Origin of the sequence: Haloferax sp. AB510, assembly GCF_024136985.1 — an archaeon.
GTDB lineage: Archaea > Halobacteriota > Halobacteria > Halobacteriales > Haloferacaceae > Haloferax.
In genome coordinates this window covers 1-20,233 of record NZ_JAMYJY010000012.1, presented here as the reverse complement: position 1 = coordinate 20,233, position 20,233 = coordinate 1, and the positions used below count along the sequence as shown (strand labels likewise).

Sequence of the window (20,233 nt, the reverse complement as noted above, 5' to 3'; positions counted from 1 at the left end):
CGACTGAATCGGTGGTACACTCGTGTGTAAAGGCTTATGCAGTCGTGTGGAAAGGACATATCATGGAAGATGAGTCTCGCGCGCGCTCCCGAAACGAGCACGGACAGTACGTGGGACGAATCTCGCTGGACGCCGTCTTGGATGTGTTCGAGGAGCGCGACGACGCCGCTCGACCCCTCACCGCCACCGACGTGATGGAGGCGCTCGACTGCTCGCGGCGCACCGCGCACAACAAACTGAACGAACTCGAAGAACGCGGCGACCTCGCCACCCGGAAAGTCGGCGCTCGGAGCCGGGTGTTCTGGATTCCGATGGTCGCCGACGCGGACTCGGCCGCGGGGCGGGCCGCGGCTTCGACGGCCCCGGACTCATCCCCTGAAACCGCGGCCACGGGCGAGGCCGACGACTCTGACGGCCTCGACCACCCGCCCGCCGTCTCGTCCGCCATCGAGCGCGCCGACCTGCCGGGGAGCGGCCCGATGCTCGACGCCCGCCGCGAGGCGCTGTCGGCGGCGTACCAGTACCTCACCGACCATCCGGAGGCGAAAAAGGCGGACTTCCTGCGGGACGTGTACCGCGACTACCCCGCCGGCTTCGAGTCCGCCGAGGGCTGGTGGAACGCTATTCAACCGGCGCTCAAGCAACTGCCCGGCGTCGACCCGCCGGAAGAGCGCGGCCACATCTGGCACTTCCTCGGCGGGTAGTCCGATTTTCGAACGTGGCTCTCACCCTACGAATTTATACACTATCGGGCCACAATTCCGGCAAACGCATCGATGTCAAGCGATTCGTCGTCTGAGAGTTCCGTCTCGGAGTGTGGCCGCTCGTGAGCGACGGTCGCCCCGGTTCAGACGCGGACACATCCGCCGGTTCAGACGACTCCAACGCGGAACCCTCGGAATCCGCGCCCTCGACGGAACCGAGCGTCGCTGGCGGTGACGACGTCTACGCCTCCGAAGTCGAGGGAAAACAGTACCGCGGTACCTGGTATCTCCCACTTTGCTACGAGGAGTTGGAGGAGTCGGACGACTCGGACGACTACCCCGAGTCGGGTGAGGGCGGGTCGTTCCGCCTCGCCGACCTCCCGCGGGTTCCCCGCGTCGGCCACGTCGTCGGTCCCTCGGCCATCATGCTCGGGGCGTCGCTCGGGAGCGGCGAGACGCTCTTTTGGCCCGTGTTGACCGCGCAGTACGGCTGGGGGGTCTTCTGGGCGTTCGTCGTCGGCGTCTTCACGCAGTTCCTCATCAACACGGAGCTTCAGCGCTGGACGCTCGCCACCGGCGAGAGTATTTTCCGCGCGTTCGCACGCGTGGGGTCGTACTGGCCGTGGGCGTTCCTCGTCGGCGGCCTCATCAGCCTCGGGTGGCCGGGGTGGGCCGCCGGCGCGGCGCAGGTCGCCACGACGGCGCTCGGACTCGACGGGTCGGTCGCGCTCTTCGGCGCGTCGCTCGCGACGTGGAAACTCGTCGCCGCCGCCCTCATGGGCGTCATCTGGCTCTCGTACCAGGTGTCGTCGGTCATGTACAACGCCGTCGAGGTGTTCCAAATCGGCCTCCTGTTCGTCGCCATCGGCGCGGCCCTGTTGCTCGTCGCCGTCACCGGCTCGTGGGTCGAGTTCGCGGACCTGCCCGCGGCCGCGGGGTCGGTCGGAACGCTCCCCGAGGGGCTCGACATCGCGGTCTTCCTCGGTGGCCTCGCCTTCGCCGGCGCGGGCGGCTATCTGAACCTCTCGCAGAGCCTCTGGATGCGGGAGAAGGGCTACGGCATGGGCAACTATCAGGGGCGCGTGAAGAACCCGCTGCGCGGTGACGACCCCGAACCCATCGAGCGCGACGGGTTCGCGTTCCGCCCGACGCTGACGAACCTCCGCCGCTGGCGCGGCTGGTGGCGCGTCGTCCAACTCGAACACCTCCTGACGTTCGTGTTCGGTTTGCTCCTCGTCGCCCCCGCGCTGATGAGCGTGGCCATCCGCTACGCGTCGGGGTCGACCGCCAACGCCATCCAGATGTGGCTCGGCGACGTCGTCCCGCTGCTCGGTCCGGTCGGTTCCTTTCTCGTCTTCGCCGTTCTCTTCGTCGCGCTCTTTACCACCGAGTACGCCATTGTCGAGTCGTTCGTCCGTAACAGCGCCGACGCCCTCTACGAGTCCTACGGCCGAGAGGCCGGCTGGGACCTCCCGAAACTGTTCTGGCGGCTCCTCACCGCCTTCTGCGTCTGGGGCGTCGTCATTATCCTCCTGTTTAGTTCACCGTTCGAGGGCCAAGAGCCGTTTTTCTTCCTCGTCGTCGGGGCCGCGATGTCCGGCGTGATGATGTGGCCCTACACCGCGCTCGTCCTCGTGATGAACACGACTCGGCTCCCCGAACACATCCAACCCGGCTGGGCGCGGGTCGTCGGCATGTGGTGGGCGACGGGCTTCTATGGCTACTTCAGCGTCCTCCTCGTCGGGACGTGGCTGACCACCATCGGTCTCGAGACGTTCCGGACGGTCCCGACGGTCCTCGGGAGCGGGACCGGCGGCTACCTCCTCTGGGCGGGCTACTTCGTCGTGCAGGCCTACGCGGTGACGAAGTCCGCCGCCGGCAAGCGCGACGCGGTGGGAACGGTCGCCGACGCCGACGAGGCGGCCGGCCGATTTTCCTGACTCCTATCCTTCATAATTAACCGACAGCGGGGTGTCTGAACCCGAAGAACGATTATGTAGAACGCGCTAGCTCAACGTATGTCAACCGGCACGGTTGCGACGTTCGAGGACTCCCTCGAACGACTCGAAGTAGGCTGGACACACGCGTCTCCCGATGGGCTGGCAGACGTGCTCGAAGGACTCTGTTCGGACCAGACTATCGGCGTTGACCTCCCGTACGACGGCGTCGACCTCCCCGAATGGGTGAACACGGACCCGACCCCCGCGGACCTCTGCGAGGCGAACGCCGGTATCACGGCGGCCGGACTGGGCATCGCGGACTACGGCAGCGTCGTCGTGCAGGGCACGCCCGACGGCATCGAGCCGGTGAGTCTGTTCGGCGACCTCCACGTCGCCGTCCTCCGGCGGTCGGACATCGTCCCCGGCATGCCCGAGGCGTTCGACTGGCTGGGCGAGGAGTTCCGCACGGGGCACTCCTCGGCCATCATCGCCACCGGCCCCAGCGCCACCGCCGACATGGGCGCGCTGGTGAAAGGTGCGCACGGTCCGAAGGAAGTCCACGTGGTGATTCTCGATGAGTAAGGCGCGCGAGACCAAGGCGGCGAAGATCCGACAGCTGATGGAGACCGAGGGCGACGCCGTCGGCACGAGCACCCGCGGATTCAACGAGGGGCGCTACCAGTCGGTCCAGACGCTCGACGACTACGAGGGGCTGAAGTCCGAAGCGCGGGCCATCAAGGAAGACGCCATCGAGCGCCTCCCCGAACTCATCGATCAGTTGCGCGAGACGGTCGAATCGAACGGCGGCACGCTCTACATCGCCGACGACGCGGCCGACGCGAACCAGTACATCCGCGAGGTCTGCGAGGACAAGGAGGCCGAGCGCGTCGTCAAGTCGAAGTCGATGACCTCCGAGGAGATAGAGGTCAACGAGGACCTCGAGGCCGCCGACATCGACGTGGTCGAGACCGACCTCGGCGAGTGGGTCCTGCAGGTCGCAGACGAGTCGCCGTCGCACATCGTCGCGCCCGCCATCCACAAGTCGCGGGAGGCCATCGCCGACCTGTTCAACGAGACGTTCGAGCCCGACGAGCCCCTCGAAACCGCGGAGGAACTCACGATGTTCGCCCGCGAACAGCTCGGCGAACTCATCGAGGGCGCGGACGTGGGGATGACTGGCGCGAACTTCATCACCGCCGACACCGGGACGATGGCGCTCGTCACTTCCGAGGGCAACGCCCGGAAGACGGCCGTCGTGCCCGACACGCACGTCGCGGTCGCCGGCGTCGAGAAGGTCATTCCGACCGTCGAGGACCTCCGTCCCTTCGTCGAACTCATCGGCAAGTCGGGGACGGGACAGGACATCACCTCCTACATCTCGCTTCTGACCCCGCCGGTCGAGTCGCCGACCGTCGACTTCGACGCCCCGGACACGCCGCTTTCGGCGACCGAGACGGACCGCGACTTCCACCTCGTCCTCATCGACAACGGGCGGTTCGACATGCGCGAGGACGACCAACTGCGCGAGACGCTCTACTGCATCCGGTGTTCGGCGTGTTCCAACGTCTGCGCCAACTTCCAGCACGTCGGCGGCCACGCCTTCGGCGGCGAGACCTACTCCGGCGGCATCGGCACCGGCTGGGAAGCCGGTGTCGAGGGTCTCGACAGCGCCGCGGAGTTCAACGACCTCTGTACCGGCTGTAGCCGGTGTACCACCGCCTGCCCGGTCGAAATCGACATCCCGTGGATAAACACGGTCGTCCGCGACCGAGTCAACCGCGGCGAGGTGTCCGAACTCGACTGGCTCGTCGAGGGGCTCACCCCCGACGAGGAACCCGGCGGCGTCAGCCTCCAGAAGCGCTTCTTCGGCAACTTCGAGACGGCCGCGAAGGTCGGGAGCTTCTTCGCGCCCGTCTCCAACTGGGCCGCCGGCCTCGGCGTCTCCCGCGACATCATGGAACGGTTCCTCGGTATCGACGCCCGCCGCGAGCTCCCCGCCTTCCAGCGCGAGACGCTGAAAGACTGGTTCGAGAACCGAACTTCGCGGGTCGACGACCCGGTCCGGACCGCCGTGCTCTACCCCGACGTGTACACGAACCACGTGCAGGTCGAACGCGGGAAGGCCGCCGTCCGCACCCTCGAAGCCCTCGGTGTCGACGTAATCGTCCCCGACGTTCGCTCGTCGGGCCGCGCCCCACTCTCGCAGGGCATGATTGCGACCGCGGAGGACCACGCTCACGACGTGTACGCCGGCCTCGCGGAGCACATCGACGACGGCCGCGACATCGTCGTCATCGAGCCCTCGGACCTCGCGATGTTCCGAACCGAGTACGAGAAGTTCCTCCCCGAGAAGTCCTTCGAGCGCATCTCCGAGGCCAGCTACGAGGTCATGGAGTACGTCTTCGGCCTGCTCGAACACGGTGCGGACGCCGACGCGCTCTCGACGAGCGAGGGCGAGGGCGTCGCTTACCACAGCCACTGCCAACAGCGCACCCTCGGCCTCGAGGGCCACACCGAGGCGGTCCTGTCGGACCTCGGCTACGACGTTGCCACCTCTGACGTGGAGTGCTGCGGCATGGCCGGTTCGTTCGGCTACAAGTCGGAGTACTACGAACTCAGCGTCGACGTTGGCTCCGAGCTACAGGGGCAGTTCCAGACCGACGAGAACAGAGACCGCACCGTCGTCGCCAGCGGGACCTCCTGTCTCGAACAGCTCGATTCGCTGCTCAGCCGGCCGACGCAACACCCGATTCAACTGGTCGCGCCGCGGCTGTAACGCCCTCGAGAACGAGCCGTCGCGGCCGACGGCTCGAACGCCTCCTTTCAACGGAATATCACGACACTATCCGGCGATTTCCCGCCGGCGTCGGACGCCCGTCTGCCGCGTGTCTGCGGCCCGAGTCGCGGGCTACGAACAATTAAGACCCGGCATCCCATGTTGGCGGATATGGACGGGACGCCCGAAGAGATTACGACGCTCGTAGGCCGGGAGGTCTACTCGAACAACGGTGTGTTCGTCGGCGAAGTCGAAGACGTCCGCCTCGACCTGGACCACGAGACGGTCACCGGTCTCGCGTTGACGGCGCTGAACGACGAACTGTTCCGCAATCAAATCGAACCCGGGAAGGGCGTTCTCATCCCGTATCGGTGGGTCCGCGCCGTCGGTGACGTCATTCTCATCAACGATGTCATCGAGCGCCTGAAGAATCCCGAAGAAGACGAAGAGTCGCTCGTCGTCTGACGTTTTAGCTTCCGTTTCCGCTCTCGCCGCCCTCCACGCCCATCGCACGGAAGAGCTTGCGCTTTACCGCTTCCTCGGTGAGTTGGAGGAGCGTGTCGCGGTTGTCGTCGTTGGACTCGATGCCCGTGAAGATGCCGAGCGGAATCTCGACGGACCCCTGCGTGGAGTGGCCGCCGGCCTCGCCGATGCCGGTGAAGGCGTCGCTCAGAATCTTCCCGATGTTCATGCGGATGTCCTTCGACCGCGCCGCGAGGTAGATGGTATCGTCAGCGATGCCGAAGACGGCCGTCGTGGTGATTCCCTCCAGATTCAGGAGGTGCTGGGCCGCCTGCGTCAGCGCGTCGCGGTCGCGGATGAACCCCGCGTTCGAGACGAGGTGCGAGCCCTGCACGTCGCGGTTCTGGATGGCCTCGGCGAGCACGTCCAGCGTCTCCGGCGACATCGACGGCGACTCGACCTTTTCGAGCGTGTCGTGGTCGGCGAAGGGGTAGAGATACGCCGCGGCCGTCAGGTCCGCGGGCGTCGTGTCGCGCTTGAAGTCGAGTGTCTCGGCGCGGATGCCGTAGAGAAGCGCCGTTGCCACCGCCTGTGATGGGCTGAGGTCGAACTCTTGGATGTACTTCGTGAGAATCGTCGAGGTCGAAGAGACGTTCGGCCGCACGTCGGTAAAGCGGGCGTCGATACCCTCGTCGGGCTCGAAGTGGTCGATGAACACCGTGATGTCGGCGTCGCCGAGGTCGGGCATCCCCGACTTCATGTGGTCGACGAGCGCGACCGCGCCGTACTCTTCGAGCGGTTTCGAGTCGCTCCGTGGGGTGAGCTCGATGCCGAGGATGTTCACGAACGCCCGGTTCTCCTGGTGGCCCATGTCGCCCGAGTAGAGGATGTCGGCTTCGACGTCGTACTCGCGGGCGATAGCTTGGAGGGCGACCGCCGACGCGAGCGAGTCGGGGTCGGGGTTGTCGTGGGTGAGGATGGCCATCCCGTGGTCAGTGTCGCGCAGGAGGTCGGCCAGTTGGCGGGCCTTGTATTCGAGCTCGCCGGACTCGACGCTCCGAAGCGCGGAGTCGGCGATGACCTCGGAGGGGTTGATGACCACGTCGGCTCCCAGTTTCGTCAGTTCGTCCTCGGAGACGGGGTCCGACGCGCGGACGACGATGAACTGATCTTCGCCGCGGTCGCGGATGGTCGAGACGGCGGCCTTGTTGGCCTCGACGTCCGACGAGAGGATGAGAATCACGTCGCGGCCGGTGACGGCGTCGGCGAGTTCCGGGTCGGTGATATCCGTCGTCTGCGCGTTCAAGTCTTGGTCGCGCAGGGCTTCGACGCGGCTTTCGTCCTTGTCGAGGATGAGGACGTCTTTTCCCTCGTCTGTCAGTTCCTCGGCGACCGCGTGCCCGACGCTCCCGCAGCCGAGTATCGCGTACGTAGACATCGAGGAAATGCTGACCCCTGCACTCATCGTTGCCCGCTACTCCGGTCGGCCGCCACTTAACACCCACCGTTTGTTCGTTGTTTCGTGCGTGTGCGTCCCTGCCGTCGTCGTACAGAAAGGAAAGTCATTTTACCTACCGGCAGTTACGAGAGATTGCAAGGGCCGGTAGCTCAGTTAGGCAGAGCGTCTGACTCTTAATCAGACGGTCGCGTGTTCAAATCGCGTCCGGCCCATTTCCTTCATCGCAGACTTACTCCGGCAGTCGGGACTCCGTCTCGGCGGTTCGTGTCGGACTGCCGACTCGCTCGTCACCTCCGGGTGTTTTATACCCTGCTCCGAACGCTACCGAGTATGAACCAGAGTGACAGGACCGAACTGGTCCTCGTCTTCATTACGCTTCTCGTCGCCGTCGTCTTCGGGTTGGCCACGGGCGTCGGGGAGCACTTCGACCCCGACCGGTTCATCGCCGCGTTCACCCCGGATTTCGGAGTGCTGTTCGGGGCCGATGTCGTCGCGGGCGCGGTGCTCGTGGCGCTCTTCGGCGCCCTCGCGGTCGGCGCGAAGCTCCTGTTCGACTCCTGATTTCACCGACCGAGCGCGACCCACGAGTTCCCGCGGCCGGGTGACGCCGCGAGTCGAAGGGGGAACTCCGACCCGCTCGTCGCCGAGGCGAGTCGCTCCCGCAGGTCAGAAGTCGCACACGCCACCACGGTGCGCAACTCTCCGGTCTCGACCACGCGGACGGTCATCGCCCCGTGGTCGTTCATCTCCCGCTCGACTCTGATGAGGCGCGTCTCAACACCTCTCGCCGCCATCGCTCCACCCACCAGTTCCATAGTAGATGTCACTCACCGTGAAAGATAAAGCTAACCGCCGTTATCGAATGGGGCTTTAGGTCGCTCGCGGCGACGGCCGGTTCCGGAACTTCTTTTCGCCGGTTGGCCGCACACAGCCCATGGACCGCACCCGTCTCAGATTCTGGACGCTGTATCTCACTCGGTTCGCCGGCGGTTTCGGGTTCATCACGCTCGTCACGCTCCTCCCGAAGTACATCAACGAACTCGACCCGGGTGCGGTCGTCGTCCCCGAACTCGCGCTCGGCGGACTCGCGCTCGGCGGCTTCTCCCTCTCTCGCGGCTTCGTCATCGGGATGTTCACCACCGGCTTCACGCTCGCTCAGACCGTCGCCGTCGTGCCCTTGTCGTGGGCCGGCGACCGCTACGACAAACGTCTCGTGCTCGCGGGGACGGTCGGTCTCGGCGCGGTCGTCTACGCCGCGTTCCCGCTCGTCGACTCCAGTCTCTCGTTTATCCTCGTGCGGGCCGCACAAGGCGTCGCCGTCACCGGCGCGGGGCTGATGTCGCTCGCGCTCGTCGGCGAGCTCGCCCGCGAGGGGACGCGTGCGAACCACATCGGAAAGGCGAACGCCGCCCGCTTCGCGGCCTCAATCCTCGGGAGCATCAGCGCCGGTATCCTCTACGACCTGTTCGGCTTCACGCCCATCTTCATCGTTATCACGATTCTCCTCACCATCGCCGTCGTCGCCATCTGGGTGTTTCTCCCCCCGGACGAGACCCGCGTCCACGGCTTTCCGTTCACGGACCTCGCGCTCAACGAGCGCATCCTGACGATGGCGACGTTCCGCGTCCAGTACGCCGTCGCCGTCACCCTCGTCCGGACGTGGGTGCCTATCTACGCCGGGGTTTCCGCGGCCTCGGGTGGCCTCGAATACGGCGGCATCGCCGTCGCCGCGACCGTCGTCGCCGAGAAGTTCACCAACATGCTCTGCCAGCCGTACACCGGGCGCATCTCGGATTCCTACGGTCGGGCGCGGTTCGTCTTCGTCGGCGGCGGGCTGTACGGCCTCATCGCGCTCGCCGTCCCCTTCTCGCCCGCGGTCGGCGAGGCGCTCGCACTCCCCGCGGTGTTCCCCTTCCTCGGCCCGCTTTCGCCCGCCTTCCTCCCGCTTGTCGGCCTCGCAGGTCTGCTCGGCGTCGCCGACAGTCTCCGCGAACCAGCCAGTATGGCGCTGTTCGCCGACGAGGGCTCCGGTGGCGCGGGCGTCGCCAGTAGCTTCGGCATCCGCGAACTCCTCTGGCGGCCCGGCAGCGTCGTCGCGCCTCTCCTCGGCGGCTACCTCATGGCCGAAGTCGGCATGGAGTGGGTGTTCTTCGTTGGCGGCGCGGCGGCCATCACCGGCGTCCTCGCCTTCCTCGCGGCCCTGACGTGGTCCCACGGAACCGACGCGCTCACGACGTGGTAGGGCTTCGCGCTTAATCTCTCGCGGCCCCTCTTTCTCCCATGCCCGACGACGTGCCGCCCGCGACGACCCGCGACCGCCCGGAGACCGAAGCGAGTTACGGCATTCCCGAGTCGGACGACGGACTTCTGGAGTGGCGCGTCGTCGAAACCGCGTTCGCCGACGACGAGGTGTTCTGGGTCACGACGACCCGCCCCGACGGCCGACCGCACGCCCGCCCGGTCTGGGGCGTCTGGGTCGACGGCGCGTTCTACTGCGGCGGCGGCGAGCGAACCAGATGGGTCAGGAACCTCGCGAGCGACCCGCGCCTCGCGGTCCACACCGAAAGCGGGACCGACGTGGTCATCCTCGAAGGCGTCGCCGAGCGACTGGACGAGGGAACCGCCGACGAGGCCACCCTCGCTCGCATCGACGACGCCTACGAGGCGAAGTACGGGATTCGACACGGGACGCCGGTGTTTCGGATTCGACCCGAGCGCGTGCTGGCGTGGTCCGGCTTTCCGGCCGACGCGACGCGGTGGCGGTTCGGTTCGGCCTGAGCGCCGCCCCGTTTCTGTTTCGCCCCTCCCAGTGACTCACTCGACTGTCTTCCTTTTCGAATCGCACGACTCGGTCCTCGCGGAACGGCATTTCGTATCGCAGTATCTGATTTACGACGACGAGTGGCTGGTTCTGCTCTCCGAACCGGTAGCCACAAATTATTGGCCTTCGGCGGCCGAACGACGCTTCATGTCGCTTCGGAGCACCGTCGCTGACAACCTCGGCTACGCGCTCGTCGGCGGTCCTTCGATCGCGTTTCTCGCGTTCGCCGTTTCGGGGTACGCGTACGGCCTCGGCGTCGGTCTCGTGGTCGCCGCAGTCGTCTACACCGCTGGGTGGGCGTTGGCCCTTCGGCAGTCGAACGGGGAGCGCGAACCGGACGCGTCTCCCGGCGCAGACGAGGACGACGCGCGCACGTTGCGAGAGGAGGCGCGGAAGGCAGAATATCACGGGGACCTCTGATAGCCCCGTTTCCGGTCTCCCGAGTCGTCGTGCCAGCGGCGGCGTCACCTCCCGACCGTTCTCATTCTCCGACACGCGGGCCTAGGGTCATTATCCTGTCACTCGTATCACACGGCATGGACCACCTCGAAACCCCGGCGGTACACCGGTTGCTCACCTCGCCCGCCGGCCGATTGTTGACCTCGCGCCCGTTCGAGGCGTTCAAAACCCGCTCGCTTCCCCGCGAGTTCGGTGTCGTCCGCGCTCGCGCCGCGGCCGACGTGGCGCTCTCAGAGGGTCCGGAAGCGTACCTCCGAGAGGTCGGCGCGCCGCCTGCGCCACACCTCCACGACCGAATTGAACGCGCCCTCGCGCAGTACGCCCGCCTCCGCGGCGCGTACGACGAAACGATGGAGCGCTGGGACAGCGTCTTCTGGGGCGACGACGACGAGCGCGACGAGCGCGTCGCCGTCGAGCGCGAGCGCCGCGAGGTGTCGGAACGGCGGGCCAAACCGACCGACATCTTCGGCTTCCTCCCGAAGGAACACCTCGTGCCGCCGGTGAAGTTCGAGATTCCTTCGCCCGAGGACGCGCGGACCCGCTGGCACCACGAACTCGCCGAACCGGAGCGACTGTACGGCTTCGCCGAGTCCAGCGCGGCCGAGGAGTTCCCCCGGGTCGAGCGCTCCGCGACCGTCCGCGGGCCGGGAACCGTCGAGTATCTGCTTCGCTTCCGCTCACCGTCGCCGCACCTCAGCGACCGGGCGACCGCGCGGGTGTACGAACCCGTCGACGCTGCCGACGACCTGCCGACGCTCGTCTTCCACTCCGGGTGGGGGATGTTCGACGACCAACTCACCTACTGGCCCGAAGAGGAGTACGTCGCCCGCGCGCTCGCCCCCGAGGGCTATCGGGTCATCCTCCCCGACGCGCCGTGGCACGGCCGTCGCGAGCTACTCGGTCGGTACAGCGGTGAACCCTACATCGCCCGCGCGCCCGTCGGCCTGTTCACGCTCTACTCGGCGGCCGCGCTGGAGACCGCCGTCCTCATCGACTGGGCGCGGACCGAGGGCGCGCCTGTCGTCGGGGTCGGCGGCGTCAGCCTCGGGGGCGCCATCGCGCTCCACGTCGGCGGGCGGTGCGGCGACTGGCCGGAATCCATGCGCCCCGACCTGCTGTTCCCCGTGGGGATGCCCGGCGCAATCGACCAGACGCTCCTCTCGGGGGGACTCACGAGACTGCTCGACATCGACGACGCGCTCGACGCGGCCGGCTGGACCGGCGAGGCGCTCCACGAGTTCGCACCGCTGTTGAACCCGCCGAAAGACCCGTGTCTCGCGCCCGAACGCGTCTTCCCGTTCGTCGGGACTCGCGACGAGATGGCTCCCGCGTCCACGGCCCGCGCGCTCCTCGACGAGTGGGGCGTCCCGAGGCCGAACCGCCGCGAGTGGGACTGCGGACATTTCGGCGTGCTCGCGAACCTCATCAGAGACGAGTCGTTCCGAACGACGGTCCGGCGAGAGTTGGACGCGGCGGCGCGGAACCGCCGGAACAGAAAATCAGTTACCGCCTGAGTCGGCCGGGGGCTCTCACTCCTCGTCGGCGAGGAAGTCGGGCTCCGGGCGCTTTTCGTCGTATTCGCTCTGGAGGTGGTCGCGGAACGCCTCGACGCTCACGTCCTTCGCCTCGCGTTCCTTGCGGTCGCGGACGGAGATGGTTCCGTCTTCTTCCTCGTCGCCGCCGACGATGACCATGTACGGGACGCGGTCGGTCTGAGCCTCGCGAATCTTCCGGCCGAGCGTCCACGAGCGGTCCTCGATGTCGACGCGGAAGTCGCCGAGTTCGTACTGGAGCTTCTTCGCGTACCCCATCTGGTCGTCCGAGATGGGCAGGATGCGGACCTGCTCGGGCGCGAGCCAGAACGGGAACTTGCCGTTGAAGTGCTCGATGAGGACCATGAAGAAGCGCTCGTAGCTGCCGTAGAGCGCGCGGTGAATCATCACCGGCTGGTGGTCCTCGTTGTCCTCGCCCGTGTAGGTGAGGTCGAAGCGGTCGGGCATGTTGAAGTCGAGTTGGACCGTCGGGCCGTCCCACTTGCGACCGAGGGCGTCCTTGAACGCGAAGTCGATTTTCGGCCCGTAGAACGCGCCGTCGCCGGCCTCGATGCCGTAGTCGATGCCGCTGTCGTCGAGCACCGCGCGGAGTTGCGTCTCCGCCTGCTCCCAGATTTCGTCGCTGCCGACGGACTTCTCGGGGCGCGTCGCGAGCGCGACTTCGGCGTCCAGCCCGAACGTGTCGAACACCGTCAGGATGTTGTCGATGATGAGGTTGATCTCGTCTTCGATCTGGTCGGGGCGGACGAACAGGTGGCCGTCGTCGATGGTAAAGGACCAGACACGCGAGAGGCCCGACAGCTCGCCGCGCTGTTCCTTCCGGTAGACCTTCCCGTCCTCGAAGTAGCGCACCGGCAGGTCGCGGTAGGACCACGACTGCTGGTCGAAGATGGTCGCGTGACCGGGGCAGTTCATCGGCTTCAGGCCGTACTCCTCGTCGTTCACGTCGAGGAGGAACATGTCGTCCACGTAGTTCTCGTAGTGGCCCGACTTCTTCCACAGTTCCGTCCGGAACAGGTGGGGCGTCTCGACGGGGTCGTAGCCCGCGTCGAGGTTGAGCTGTTTCGCGTAGTCCGCGAGCTCGTCGAGGATGCGCTTGCCGTTGGGCTGGTACAGCGGCAGGCCCGGCCCCGTCGTCTCGTCGATGGCGAACAGGTTCAGCTCCTGTCCGAGCTTCCGGTGGTCGCGCTCCTTGGCCTCCTCGCGCATGTCGAGGAACTCTTCGAGGTCGGACTCGGACTCGAACGCCGTGCCGTACACCCGCGTCAGCGTGTCGTTCTCCTCGTCGCCGCGCCAGTAGGCCGCGGAGATGTTCAGGAGCTTGACCGCGCCGATTTCGCCCGTCGATTCGACGTGCGGGCCCTTACAGAGGTCCTCGAACTCGCCCTGCTGGTAGAACGAGAGCTCGTCGTCGCCGGCGGCCTCGTCTTCGAGGATGTCGCGCTTGTAGGGGTTGTCGGCGTACTTCTCCAAGGCCTCTTCGCGGTCGACGAGGACGCGCTCGATGTCGAGGTCCTCCTCGATGATGTCGCGCATCTCGTCTTCGATGGCTTCGAGGTCCTCCTGTTCGAGGTCGACGCTCGTCACGTCGTAGTAGAAGCCGTCGTCCGTCCACGGGCCGATGGTTAGCTTGGCCTCGGGGTGGAGCCGCTGGAGGGCCTGCGCGAAGACGTGGGCCGCCGAGTGGCGGAGCACGTCCAGATACTCGTCGGACTGGTCGGTGACGATGACGAGGTCCGCGCCGTCGTGGAGCGGCGTCTCCTTGTCCACGAGCTCGCCATCGACGACGCCGGCGACGGTGTCCTTGCCGAGGCCGGGGCCAATTGCGAACGCGGCGTCTCGCACCGTCGCACCCTCCTCGACGGAGAGTTCCGTCCCGTCGGGGAGGATGACAGCGATATCACTCATACGCGCACGGAACGGACGGGGGAGAATAAGTGTTGTTGAGACGGGCGCGAGCAACGCCCGCTCGCGGCCGGTTTCGTGCGATTTGCTAGCACAACTGCGGCGGCGGGCGGCGTGAGTCGAACCCCGTCCCCACGCTCGCGGTCTCCTCGTCGGCCCGCTGTTTCGACCCAAAGTACCAATTGGGTCGCCCGCGGACCCTGTGGGTATGCGACTTTCTCGACAGAGCGGGGTGTTCATGCACGTCACCTCGGTCCCGGGGCCCCACGGCATCGGCGACCTCGGCGACGGCGCGCGCGCCTTCGTGGACTTCCTCGCCGACGCCGAACAGTCGATGTGGCAGTTCTGCCCCCTCGGGCCGACCGAACCCGCCATGGCGAACTCGCCGTACCAATCGACCTCCTCGTTCGCGGGCAATCCGCTTCTCATCGACCTCACCGACCTCGTACAGCGCGGGTGGCTCATCGACGCCGACCTCGAACCTGTCCCCGACTTCGACCCCCACGCGGTCGACTACGAGCGCGTCGGCGAGTACAAGCGCTCGCGGCTTCGCACCGCCTTCGACCGCTTCGAGGCCGAGGCCACCGAGGACGACCGTGCCGCCTTCGACGCTTTCCGCGAGCGCGAGGCCGGGTGGCTCGACGACTACGCGCTGTTCGCCACCCTGAAAGACGAGTTCCAGCGGGCGTGGATTGACTGGCCGACCGAGTTGAAGACCCGCGACCCCGACGCGCTCGCCGACGCCCGCGAGTCGCGCGCCGACGAGATTCGCTACCGCGAGTTCGTCCAGTTCTGCTTCGACGAGCAGTGGCGCGCCCTCGCCGACTACGCCGACGAGAAGGGCGTCACCCTCGTCGGCGACCTCCCCATCTACGTCGCGCTCGACAGCGCCGACGTGTGGGCGGCCCCCGAGGCGTTCGACCTCACCGAATCGAACGAACCCGCCGTCGTCGCCGGCGTCCCGCCGAACCCGGACGACTCCGGCCAGCGCTGGGGCAACCCGCTGTACGACTGGGAGACGCTCCGCGAGGACGACTACGGCTGGTGGCTCGACCGCCTCCGCCGCCTGTTCGACCTCGTGGACGTGACCCGCATCGACCACTTCAAGGGCTTCGACGAGTTCTGGGCCATCGACGCCGACTCCGACGATCCCGGCGACGGCGAGTGGCGCGACGCGCCCGGCCACGACTTCTTCGAGACGGTCGAGCGCGAACTGGGCGATCTCCCCTTCATCGTCGAGGACCTCGGCTTCCTCGACGCGTCGCTCGTCGACCTCCGCGACCGGTTCGCCTTCCCCGGCATGCGCGTTCCGCAGTACGCCGACTGGTGCCGCGAGGGCGACATGTACCAGCCGATGCACTACCCGGAGAACTCCGTCGCCTACACCTCGACCCACGACACCGACACGTTCGTCGGCTACTACCGCGACCTCGACGACCGCACCCGCGACTGCCTCCACTACAACATCGGCGCGGACGGCTCGGAGATTCACTGGTCTATCATCGACGCCGTCTGGAACTCCGCGTCCGTCATCGCGTTCACGACGACGCAGGACCTCCTCGGCCTCGGCTCCGACGCCCGCTTCAACACCCCCGGCACGCAGACCGGTAACTGGGAGTGGCGCGTCACCCGCGAGGGCCTCGACGACGGCGTCGCCGACCGCCTCGCGAACCTCACCGACCTCCACATCCGCAACTGAGGCCGCCGCCGACCCTCGCCTCGGTTCGACTACACCTTTTTCAGTCGCCCACCCGACGGCAACGGTATGTCTCGCCGCCTCGGTCTCGGCGCGTTCGCCGCCGGGCTCATCGCCGCGGTTCTCTCGGCACTCGTCCGCGCGACGACCCCTCTCTCCGATTTCGACGTGCCCAACGCCGACCTGCTCCTCTCGAAGGGGCTGTCCGCCGCCGCGGTCGCGCTCGTCGCCTACGGCGTCTACCGGTTTCTCGCCGCGTTCTTCGTCAAGCGTATCGCCGACCGCCGCCGGGCACATGACGTTCGGAACGTCCTCCGACTCACGCTCGGCGGGGTCGCGCTCGTCGGCGTCCTCGGGGCGTTCACGGAGCAGTGGCTCGGCCTGTTGGTCTCGTTCGGCGTCATCGGCTTCGCCGTCACCTTCGCGCTCCAACAGCCGATTCTCTCCTTTATCGGCTGGTTCTACATCCTCGTGAAACGACCGTACGCGGTCGGCGACCGCGTCAACATCGGCTCGGTCTCCGGCGACGTGGCCGAGGTCGACTTCCTCGTCACGACGCTCTGGGAGACCGGCGGCACCCTCGCGTCGAACCAGCCGTCCGGTCGGACCGTCACCGTCCCGAACTCGCTCGTCCTCTCCTCTGAGGTCGTCAACTACGGCGCGCTGTTCGACCGCGTCTGGACGGAGGTGCCGGTGCAGGTGTCCTACGAGACGGACCTCCCGTTCGTCCGCCAACTCCTCTTGGACGTGGCCGACGAGGAACTCGGCGACGACATGGACGCCGCGATGAAACGCTACCGGGCCAGGCTCGCCGAGTCGCCGCTGGACCTCGACGTGGCCGGCGGCCCGACCGTCAACGTCGCACAGGAGGAGTCGTGGGTCGTCTTCCGACTCCGCGTGCTCGTCCCTCCGACCCGCGCCCAGCGCGTCAAAAACCGGCTGTACGAGCGCATTCTCGACCGACTGGGCGACCACCCCGACCGCGTCAGCTTCCCGGTGAGCCGCAACCGCTGAGCGCGACGCGGGCCGACGTTGCGCGCCTCGTTCGTCGCCGTCCCGCTCGTCACCGCCTCGTCTCGTCCGCCGGCATCGAAACCCGCAAATCCCCCGCGCCCAACGTCGAAGCGATGGAGACGGGTGTCATCGACCTCGCGAGCCTCGACGGAGCGTTCGACCTCCAATCGACGCTGGAGAGCGGCCAGTCGTACCTCTGGGATCGCCCCGACGGCCGGATGTACGAGCGCGATGCGGCCTACGGCGGCGACGCGTGGTACCAGACGGTCGTCCCGCCGCTCGACGGCGTCTCCGACGAATCGGCCGTCGTCAGGGTCCGCCAGACCGACGGCGCGCTGGAGTGGGAGTCCAACCTCGACGCCGTCCCGCTTCTCACCCACCTGCTCCGCCTCGACGACGACCTCGGCGCCATCGTCTCGGAGATGCCCGACGAACCGCTCGTCCGGCGGGCCTACGAGGCGTACCCGGGGATGCGGCTCGTCCGTGACCCGCCGTTCGGCTGTCTCGTCTCGTTCATCTGCTCGGCGCAGATGCGCGTCTCGCGCATCTTCGGGATGCAGTCGCGGCTCAGAGAGACCTTCGGCGAGCGCGTCGAGTTCGACGGCGAGACGTTCTTCGCGTACCCGACGCCCGAGCGACTGGCCGAGGCCACCGAAGACGAACTGCGCGACCTCAGCCTCGGCTACCGCGCGCCCTACGTCCAGCGGACGGCCGAGATGGTCGCCACGGGCGAGGCGACGCCCGACGAGGCCCGCGGCCGCGACTACGAGGACGCCCGCGACTTCCTGACGACGTTCGTCGGCGTCGGCGACAAGGTCGCGGACTGCGTCCTCTTGTTCTCGCTCGACTACCTCGAAGCCGTCCCGCTCGATACGTGGATTCGGTCGGCCATCGAGGAACACTACCCCGACTGCGACCGGGGGAACTACGCCGACACCTCGCGGGCCATCCGCGAGCGCCTCGGGGGTCGCTACGCCGGCTACACCCAGACGTACGTCTTTCACTACCTCCGTTCCGGCGGGGAATGAGCGGGCACGAGACGGCGTGGCAAGAAGGTTGATACCCTTCGGCACACAACCTCATCGTAACCATGGACTGCAGAGTCGTCGTCGAGGCCGCGGTCCCGGTGTACGACGTGGAAACCGTAGACGAGGCGATTCGCATCGCTATCTCGAAGACCGGAGAGATGCTCAATCCCGACCTGAAGTACGTCGAGATTAGCATGGGTACCCGCGCCTCGCCCGAGGGCGAGGAACTCCCCCCCCGCGTTCATCGCCGCGGACGAAGCGCTCGTCGCCCTCGAACTGGAGATGACCGTCTTCAACGTCGAACAGGAGGAACACGCCTCGCGCATCGCCCGCAAGGAGATCGGTCAACGCCTCGAAAACATCCCGCTGAAGGTGCTGTCGGTCGAACGGGTCGACGACGACTCGGTCGAGACGGACGGCGAGGGCGACACCCGTACCGAGACCGGCGCTTCCGACGACGACACGCTCGTCGACTTCGACGACCTCGTCGACGACCGCTGAGGCCGTCGTCGCGCCTTGCGTCGTCGCATCTCGTTGTCGCGTCGCCTGGTCCCGCCCGACCGCTGTTGTTGCTTCTACTCGCGCGTGGAACTCATCCAATTCCAAGTAGCTCGGCACAGCGGTCACTCGGGAGTGTCGTCGCGCGAGAGAACGGCGCGGTCGCTCTCGGGTGTAGGGTCGTGTAGAGGAGAACGCGTTTCTTTTCTCGGTTCAGTCGGCTTGCGGTGCGAGCGGCTCTGGTTCGGCCTCGTGCATCGCTCCGGTGATACCTTTCGCCAGTTTAAACACGGCTGCTTTGTGGTCCGTCTTGGACTTGTGGATGGATGTCGGTCGTACGCCGAGTTCGTTGTACTCGACAAGACTGATTTCCTCGTCCTCCCAGGCCTCAATCTGGGTGTGGACTTCTGCGAGCAGACCGTGCAGGTGGATGAGTTCCTGCTTCTTCATGAGCAACCACGGCTTGAGACCGGAGGGATATAGTATTATCTTGAGTCACGTTAGCATCCGACTCCCTTAAACCGCCGATTATGGGGGTCTCAGGGGAAATTTCGTGTCCGACTGTTTTCAATTCGTTTGTTGTTTCGCCCCCTCGATAGCGAGCATCGGCGGAATCTCACGAGTGGTTTATATAGCTATGTAGGGCGCGCGCCGAGCGCCGGTCGCGCGCGCCGGGGGTCGTGAGAATTTTACCCCGGCGTGCGCGTACTGTCGCGCATGGACTACGACGACCAACTGGACCGCGCGCTCTCGGAGTCACCGGACGTCGCGGAAGGCGACGACCGCTTCAGCGTCCCGGAACCAACGGTCCGCCAGGAGGGGAACGTCACGGTCTACGAGAACTTCGCGGCGACCCACGACCGCCTCGCACGCGAGGCGGCGCACGTTCTGAAGTTCTTCCAGACGGAGTTGGGGACGAGCGCCCAAATCGACGACAGAAGTCGCGCGCGCTTCACCGGCGAGTTCCGCCAGCGCCGCATCGCCGACGCGCTCGACGAGTACGTCGAGTCGTTCGTGCTGTGTAGCGAGTGCGGGTCCCCGGACACGAAACTCGTCACCGAACAGGGTGCCGAGGTGTTGAAGTGCGACGCGTGCGGCGCGCTCTCGGCGATTCCCGACATCTAAAAAGCAAACGTCCCGCGAGGCCGCTCCGTACCGGAGGCGGTTCCTCTCTCACTCCTCGCTACTCGAACTGTTTGAGCGTCTGGAGGTCGCGCTCCGTCCGCATGAACTCGGCCGTGCGCCGCGTCGCACCGCATCCCTGACACGAGTAGTTGTCGCGGTGAGCGGGGAGGTCGGTCGGATTCGTCTCCCAGTCCTTTCCACATTCGGGGCACAAGAGCCGGACGAACGCTTCAACCATACCCCGTATATGCTCCGGGGATGCGGATAAATGTTGTTACGGTCTGGCACGGCCGAGAAAAAGTGCGGGCCACCGGGGCCACCGAGCCCACCGAGCGCTTACGCGAACAGGGTACCGTCTTGGACTTCGAGCAGCTCCTTGTAGCGGTTGCGGATGGTGACCTCGGAGATATCCGCGACCGTCGAGACCTCGCTTTGGGTCACCTTCTCGTTGGTGAGGAGGGCGGCGGCGTAGACGGCGGCGGCGGCGAGGCCGACCGGCGACTTGCCGGAGTGGACGCCCTTCTCCTTGGCGTTCTTCAGGAGCTGGCGCGCGCGCATCTTCGACTCGTCGGAGAGGCCGAGTTCGCTGGCGAACCGCGGGACGTACTGCTCGGGGTCGGCGGGCTTGATTTCGAGCTTCAGCTCGCGAACGACATAGCGGTACGTCCGGGTGAGCTCCATCTTATCGACGCGCGAGACCTTCTCCAGTTCGTCGAGCGAACGGGGAGTGCCCGCCATCCGGGCCGACGCGTACAGCGCCGCCGTGGCGACGCCCTCGATGGAACGGCCGGGG

Annotated in this window: 20 protein-coding genes, 1 tRNA gene and 1 pseudogene; 16 read left to right on the top strand and 6 right to left on the bottom strand. The window is 66.7% G+C overall.

Going from position 1 to position 20,233, the window contains the following annotated elements:
* Positions 1 to 62 precede the first annotated feature (62 nt).
* The 5 genes from NKF06_RS04015 to NKF06_RS03995 all read left to right on the top strand — a co-directional run bounded on the left by NKF06_RS04015 (position 63) and on the right by NKF06_RS03995 (position 5,885).
* The gene (locus tag NKF06_RS04015) at positions 63 to 704 is read left to right on the top strand and encodes an HTH domain-containing protein (protein WP_253244589.1); all 642 of its coding nucleotides are present in this window, start codon (positions 63 to 65) and stop codon (positions 702 to 704) included.
* 122 nt (positions 705 to 826) lie between these two features.
* Positions 827 to 2,644 (top strand): Nramp family divalent metal transporter, encoded by a 1,818-nt coding sequence (locus NKF06_RS04010; RefSeq protein ID WP_253244588.1) that lies wholly within the window; start codon positions 827 to 829, stop codon positions 2,642 to 2,644.
* A gap of 78 nt (positions 2,645 to 2,722) precedes the next feature.
* Positions 2,723 to 3,226, top strand: a complete 504-nt coding sequence (locus NKF06_RS04005; protein ID WP_253244587.1) for an LUD domain-containing protein — start codon at positions 2,723 to 2,725, stop codon at positions 3,224 to 3,226.
* Positions 3,219 to 5,420, top strand: coding sequence for an LUD domain-containing protein (locus tag NKF06_RS04000; protein WP_253244586.1), 2,202 nt, complete (start codon positions 3,219 to 3,221; stop codon positions 5,418 to 5,420). Before NKF06_RS04005 ends, NKF06_RS04000 begins: the two co-directional genes overlap by 8 nt.
* Before the next feature lie 171 nt (positions 5,421 to 5,591).
* Complete coding sequence (locus tag NKF06_RS03995; RefSeq protein ID WP_007274456.1) at positions 5,592 to 5,885, top strand: PRC-barrel domain-containing protein; 294 nt, start codon at positions 5,592 to 5,594, stop codon at positions 5,883 to 5,885.
* Positions 5,886 to 5,889: 4 nt separating this feature from the next.
* Here NKF06_RS03995 and NKF06_RS03990 read toward each other — a convergent pair whose 3' ends face one another.
* Positions 5,890 to 7,347, bottom strand: coding sequence for a DHH family phosphoesterase (locus NKF06_RS03990; RefSeq protein WP_042664775.1), 1,458 nt, complete (start codon positions 7,345 to 7,347; stop codon positions 5,890 to 5,892).
* A gap of 132 nt (positions 7,348 to 7,479) precedes the next feature.
* Between NKF06_RS03990 and NKF06_RS03985 the strand changes: the two genes are divergently transcribed.
* Together NKF06_RS03985 and NKF06_RS03980 are read left to right on the top strand one after the other, a co-directional pair.
* Positions 7,480 to 7,553, top strand: a tRNA-Lys gene (locus NKF06_RS03985).
* Between the two features lie 118 nt (positions 7,554 to 7,671).
* The gene (locus tag NKF06_RS03980; RefSeq protein ID WP_058827773.1) at positions 7,672 to 7,902 is read left to right on the top strand and encodes a hypothetical protein; all 231 of its coding nucleotides are present in this window, start codon (positions 7,672 to 7,674) and stop codon (positions 7,900 to 7,902) included.
* A gap of 2 nt (positions 7,903 to 7,904) precedes the next feature.
* Here the strand turns inward: NKF06_RS03980 and NKF06_RS03975 are convergent, their stop codons facing one another.
* A complete protein-coding gene (locus NKF06_RS03975; protein ID WP_042664781.1) occupies positions 7,905 to 8,156 on the bottom strand; it encodes a hypothetical protein in 252 nt (83 codons plus the stop codon).
* A 119-nt stretch (positions 8,157 to 8,275) separates the two neighbouring features.
* Between NKF06_RS03975 and NKF06_RS03970 the strand changes: the two genes are divergently transcribed.
* From NKF06_RS03970 to NKF06_RS03955, 4 genes are all read left to right on the top strand, one after another.
* The gene (locus NKF06_RS03970; RefSeq protein ID WP_253244585.1) at positions 8,276 to 9,583 is read left to right on the top strand and encodes an MFS transporter; all 1,308 of its coding nucleotides are present in this window, start codon (positions 8,276 to 8,278) and stop codon (positions 9,581 to 9,583) included.
* Between the two features lie 38 nt (positions 9,584 to 9,621).
* Positions 9,622 to 10,119: a pyridoxamine 5'-phosphate oxidase family protein gene (locus tag NKF06_RS03965; RefSeq protein ID WP_253244584.1), complete on the top strand. Its 498-nt coding sequence runs from the start codon at positions 9,622 to 9,624 to the stop codon at positions 10,117 to 10,119.
* Between the two features lie 190 nt (positions 10,120 to 10,309).
* Positions 10,310 to 10,582, top strand: coding sequence for a hypothetical protein (locus NKF06_RS03960; protein WP_157575465.1), 273 nt, complete (start codon positions 10,310 to 10,312; stop codon positions 10,580 to 10,582).
* Positions 10,583 to 10,698: 116 nt separating this feature from the next.
* Positions 10,699 to 12,135 (top strand): alpha/beta hydrolase family protein, encoded by a 1,437-nt coding sequence (locus NKF06_RS03955; protein ID WP_253244583.1) that lies wholly within the window; start codon positions 10,699 to 10,701, stop codon positions 12,133 to 12,135.
* 15 nt (positions 12,136 to 12,150) lie between these two features.
* On the opposite strand, the gene thrS is transcribed toward NKF06_RS03955, so the two are convergent.
* Positions 12,151 to 14,082, bottom strand: a complete 1,932-nt coding sequence (gene thrS / locus NKF06_RS03950; RefSeq protein WP_058827778.1) for a threonine--tRNA ligase — start codon at positions 14,080 to 14,082, stop codon at positions 12,151 to 12,153.
* Positions 14,083 to 14,287: 205 nt separating this feature from the next.
* On the opposite strand from thrS, the gene malQ reads away from it, so the two are divergent.
* The 4 genes and pseudogenes from malQ to NKF06_RS03930 all read left to right on the top strand — a co-directional run bounded on the left by malQ (position 14,288) and on the right by NKF06_RS03930 (position 18,318).
* Complete coding sequence (gene malQ, locus NKF06_RS03945) at positions 14,288 to 15,778, top strand: 4-alpha-glucanotransferase (protein ID WP_253244582.1); 1,491 nt, start codon at positions 14,288 to 14,290, stop codon at positions 15,776 to 15,778.
* A gap of 66 nt (positions 15,779 to 15,844) precedes the next feature.
* On the top strand, positions 15,845 to 16,789 hold the full coding sequence (locus NKF06_RS03940) for a mechanosensitive ion channel domain-containing protein (protein ID WP_058827780.1): 945 nt from the start codon (positions 15,845 to 15,847) through the stop codon (positions 16,787 to 16,789).
* A 113-nt stretch (positions 16,790 to 16,902) separates the two neighbouring features.
* The gene (locus tag NKF06_RS03935; RefSeq protein ID WP_253244581.1) at positions 16,903 to 17,817 is read left to right on the top strand and encodes a DNA glycosylase; all 915 of its coding nucleotides are present in this window, start codon (positions 16,903 to 16,905) and stop codon (positions 17,815 to 17,817) included.
* A 62-nt stretch (positions 17,818 to 17,879) separates the two neighbouring features.
* Positions 17,880 to 18,318 (top strand): annotated as a pseudogene (locus NKF06_RS03930) (DUF555 domain-containing protein).
* A 210-nt stretch (positions 18,319 to 18,528) separates the two neighbouring features.
* On the opposite strand, the gene NKF06_RS03925 reads toward NKF06_RS03930, so the two are convergent.
* Entirely contained in the window at positions 18,529 to 18,765 is a 237-nt protein-coding gene (locus NKF06_RS03925) for a UPF0058 family protein (RefSeq protein ID WP_008093660.1), read from the bottom strand.
* Positions 18,766 to 19,032: 267 nt separating this feature from the next.
* Between NKF06_RS03925 and NKF06_RS03920 the strand changes: the two genes are divergently transcribed.
* Complete coding sequence (locus tag NKF06_RS03920; RefSeq protein WP_058827783.1) at positions 19,033 to 19,440, top strand: translation initiation factor IF-2 subunit beta; 408 nt, start codon at positions 19,033 to 19,035, stop codon at positions 19,438 to 19,440.
* A gap of 58 nt (positions 19,441 to 19,498) precedes the next feature.
* Here the strand turns inward: NKF06_RS03920 and NKF06_RS03915 are convergent, their stop codons facing one another.
* Positions 19,499 to 19,678: a hypothetical protein gene (locus NKF06_RS03915; RefSeq protein WP_004976607.1), complete on the bottom strand. Its 180-nt coding sequence runs from the start codon at positions 19,676 to 19,678 to the stop codon at positions 19,499 to 19,501.
* A gap of 98 nt (positions 19,679 to 19,776) precedes the next feature.
* Positions 19,777 to 20,233, bottom strand: a 457-nt coding sequence (locus NKF06_RS03910; RefSeq protein ID WP_253244580.1) for a transcription initiation factor IIB family protein, incomplete at its 5' end; no start/stop codon positions are given.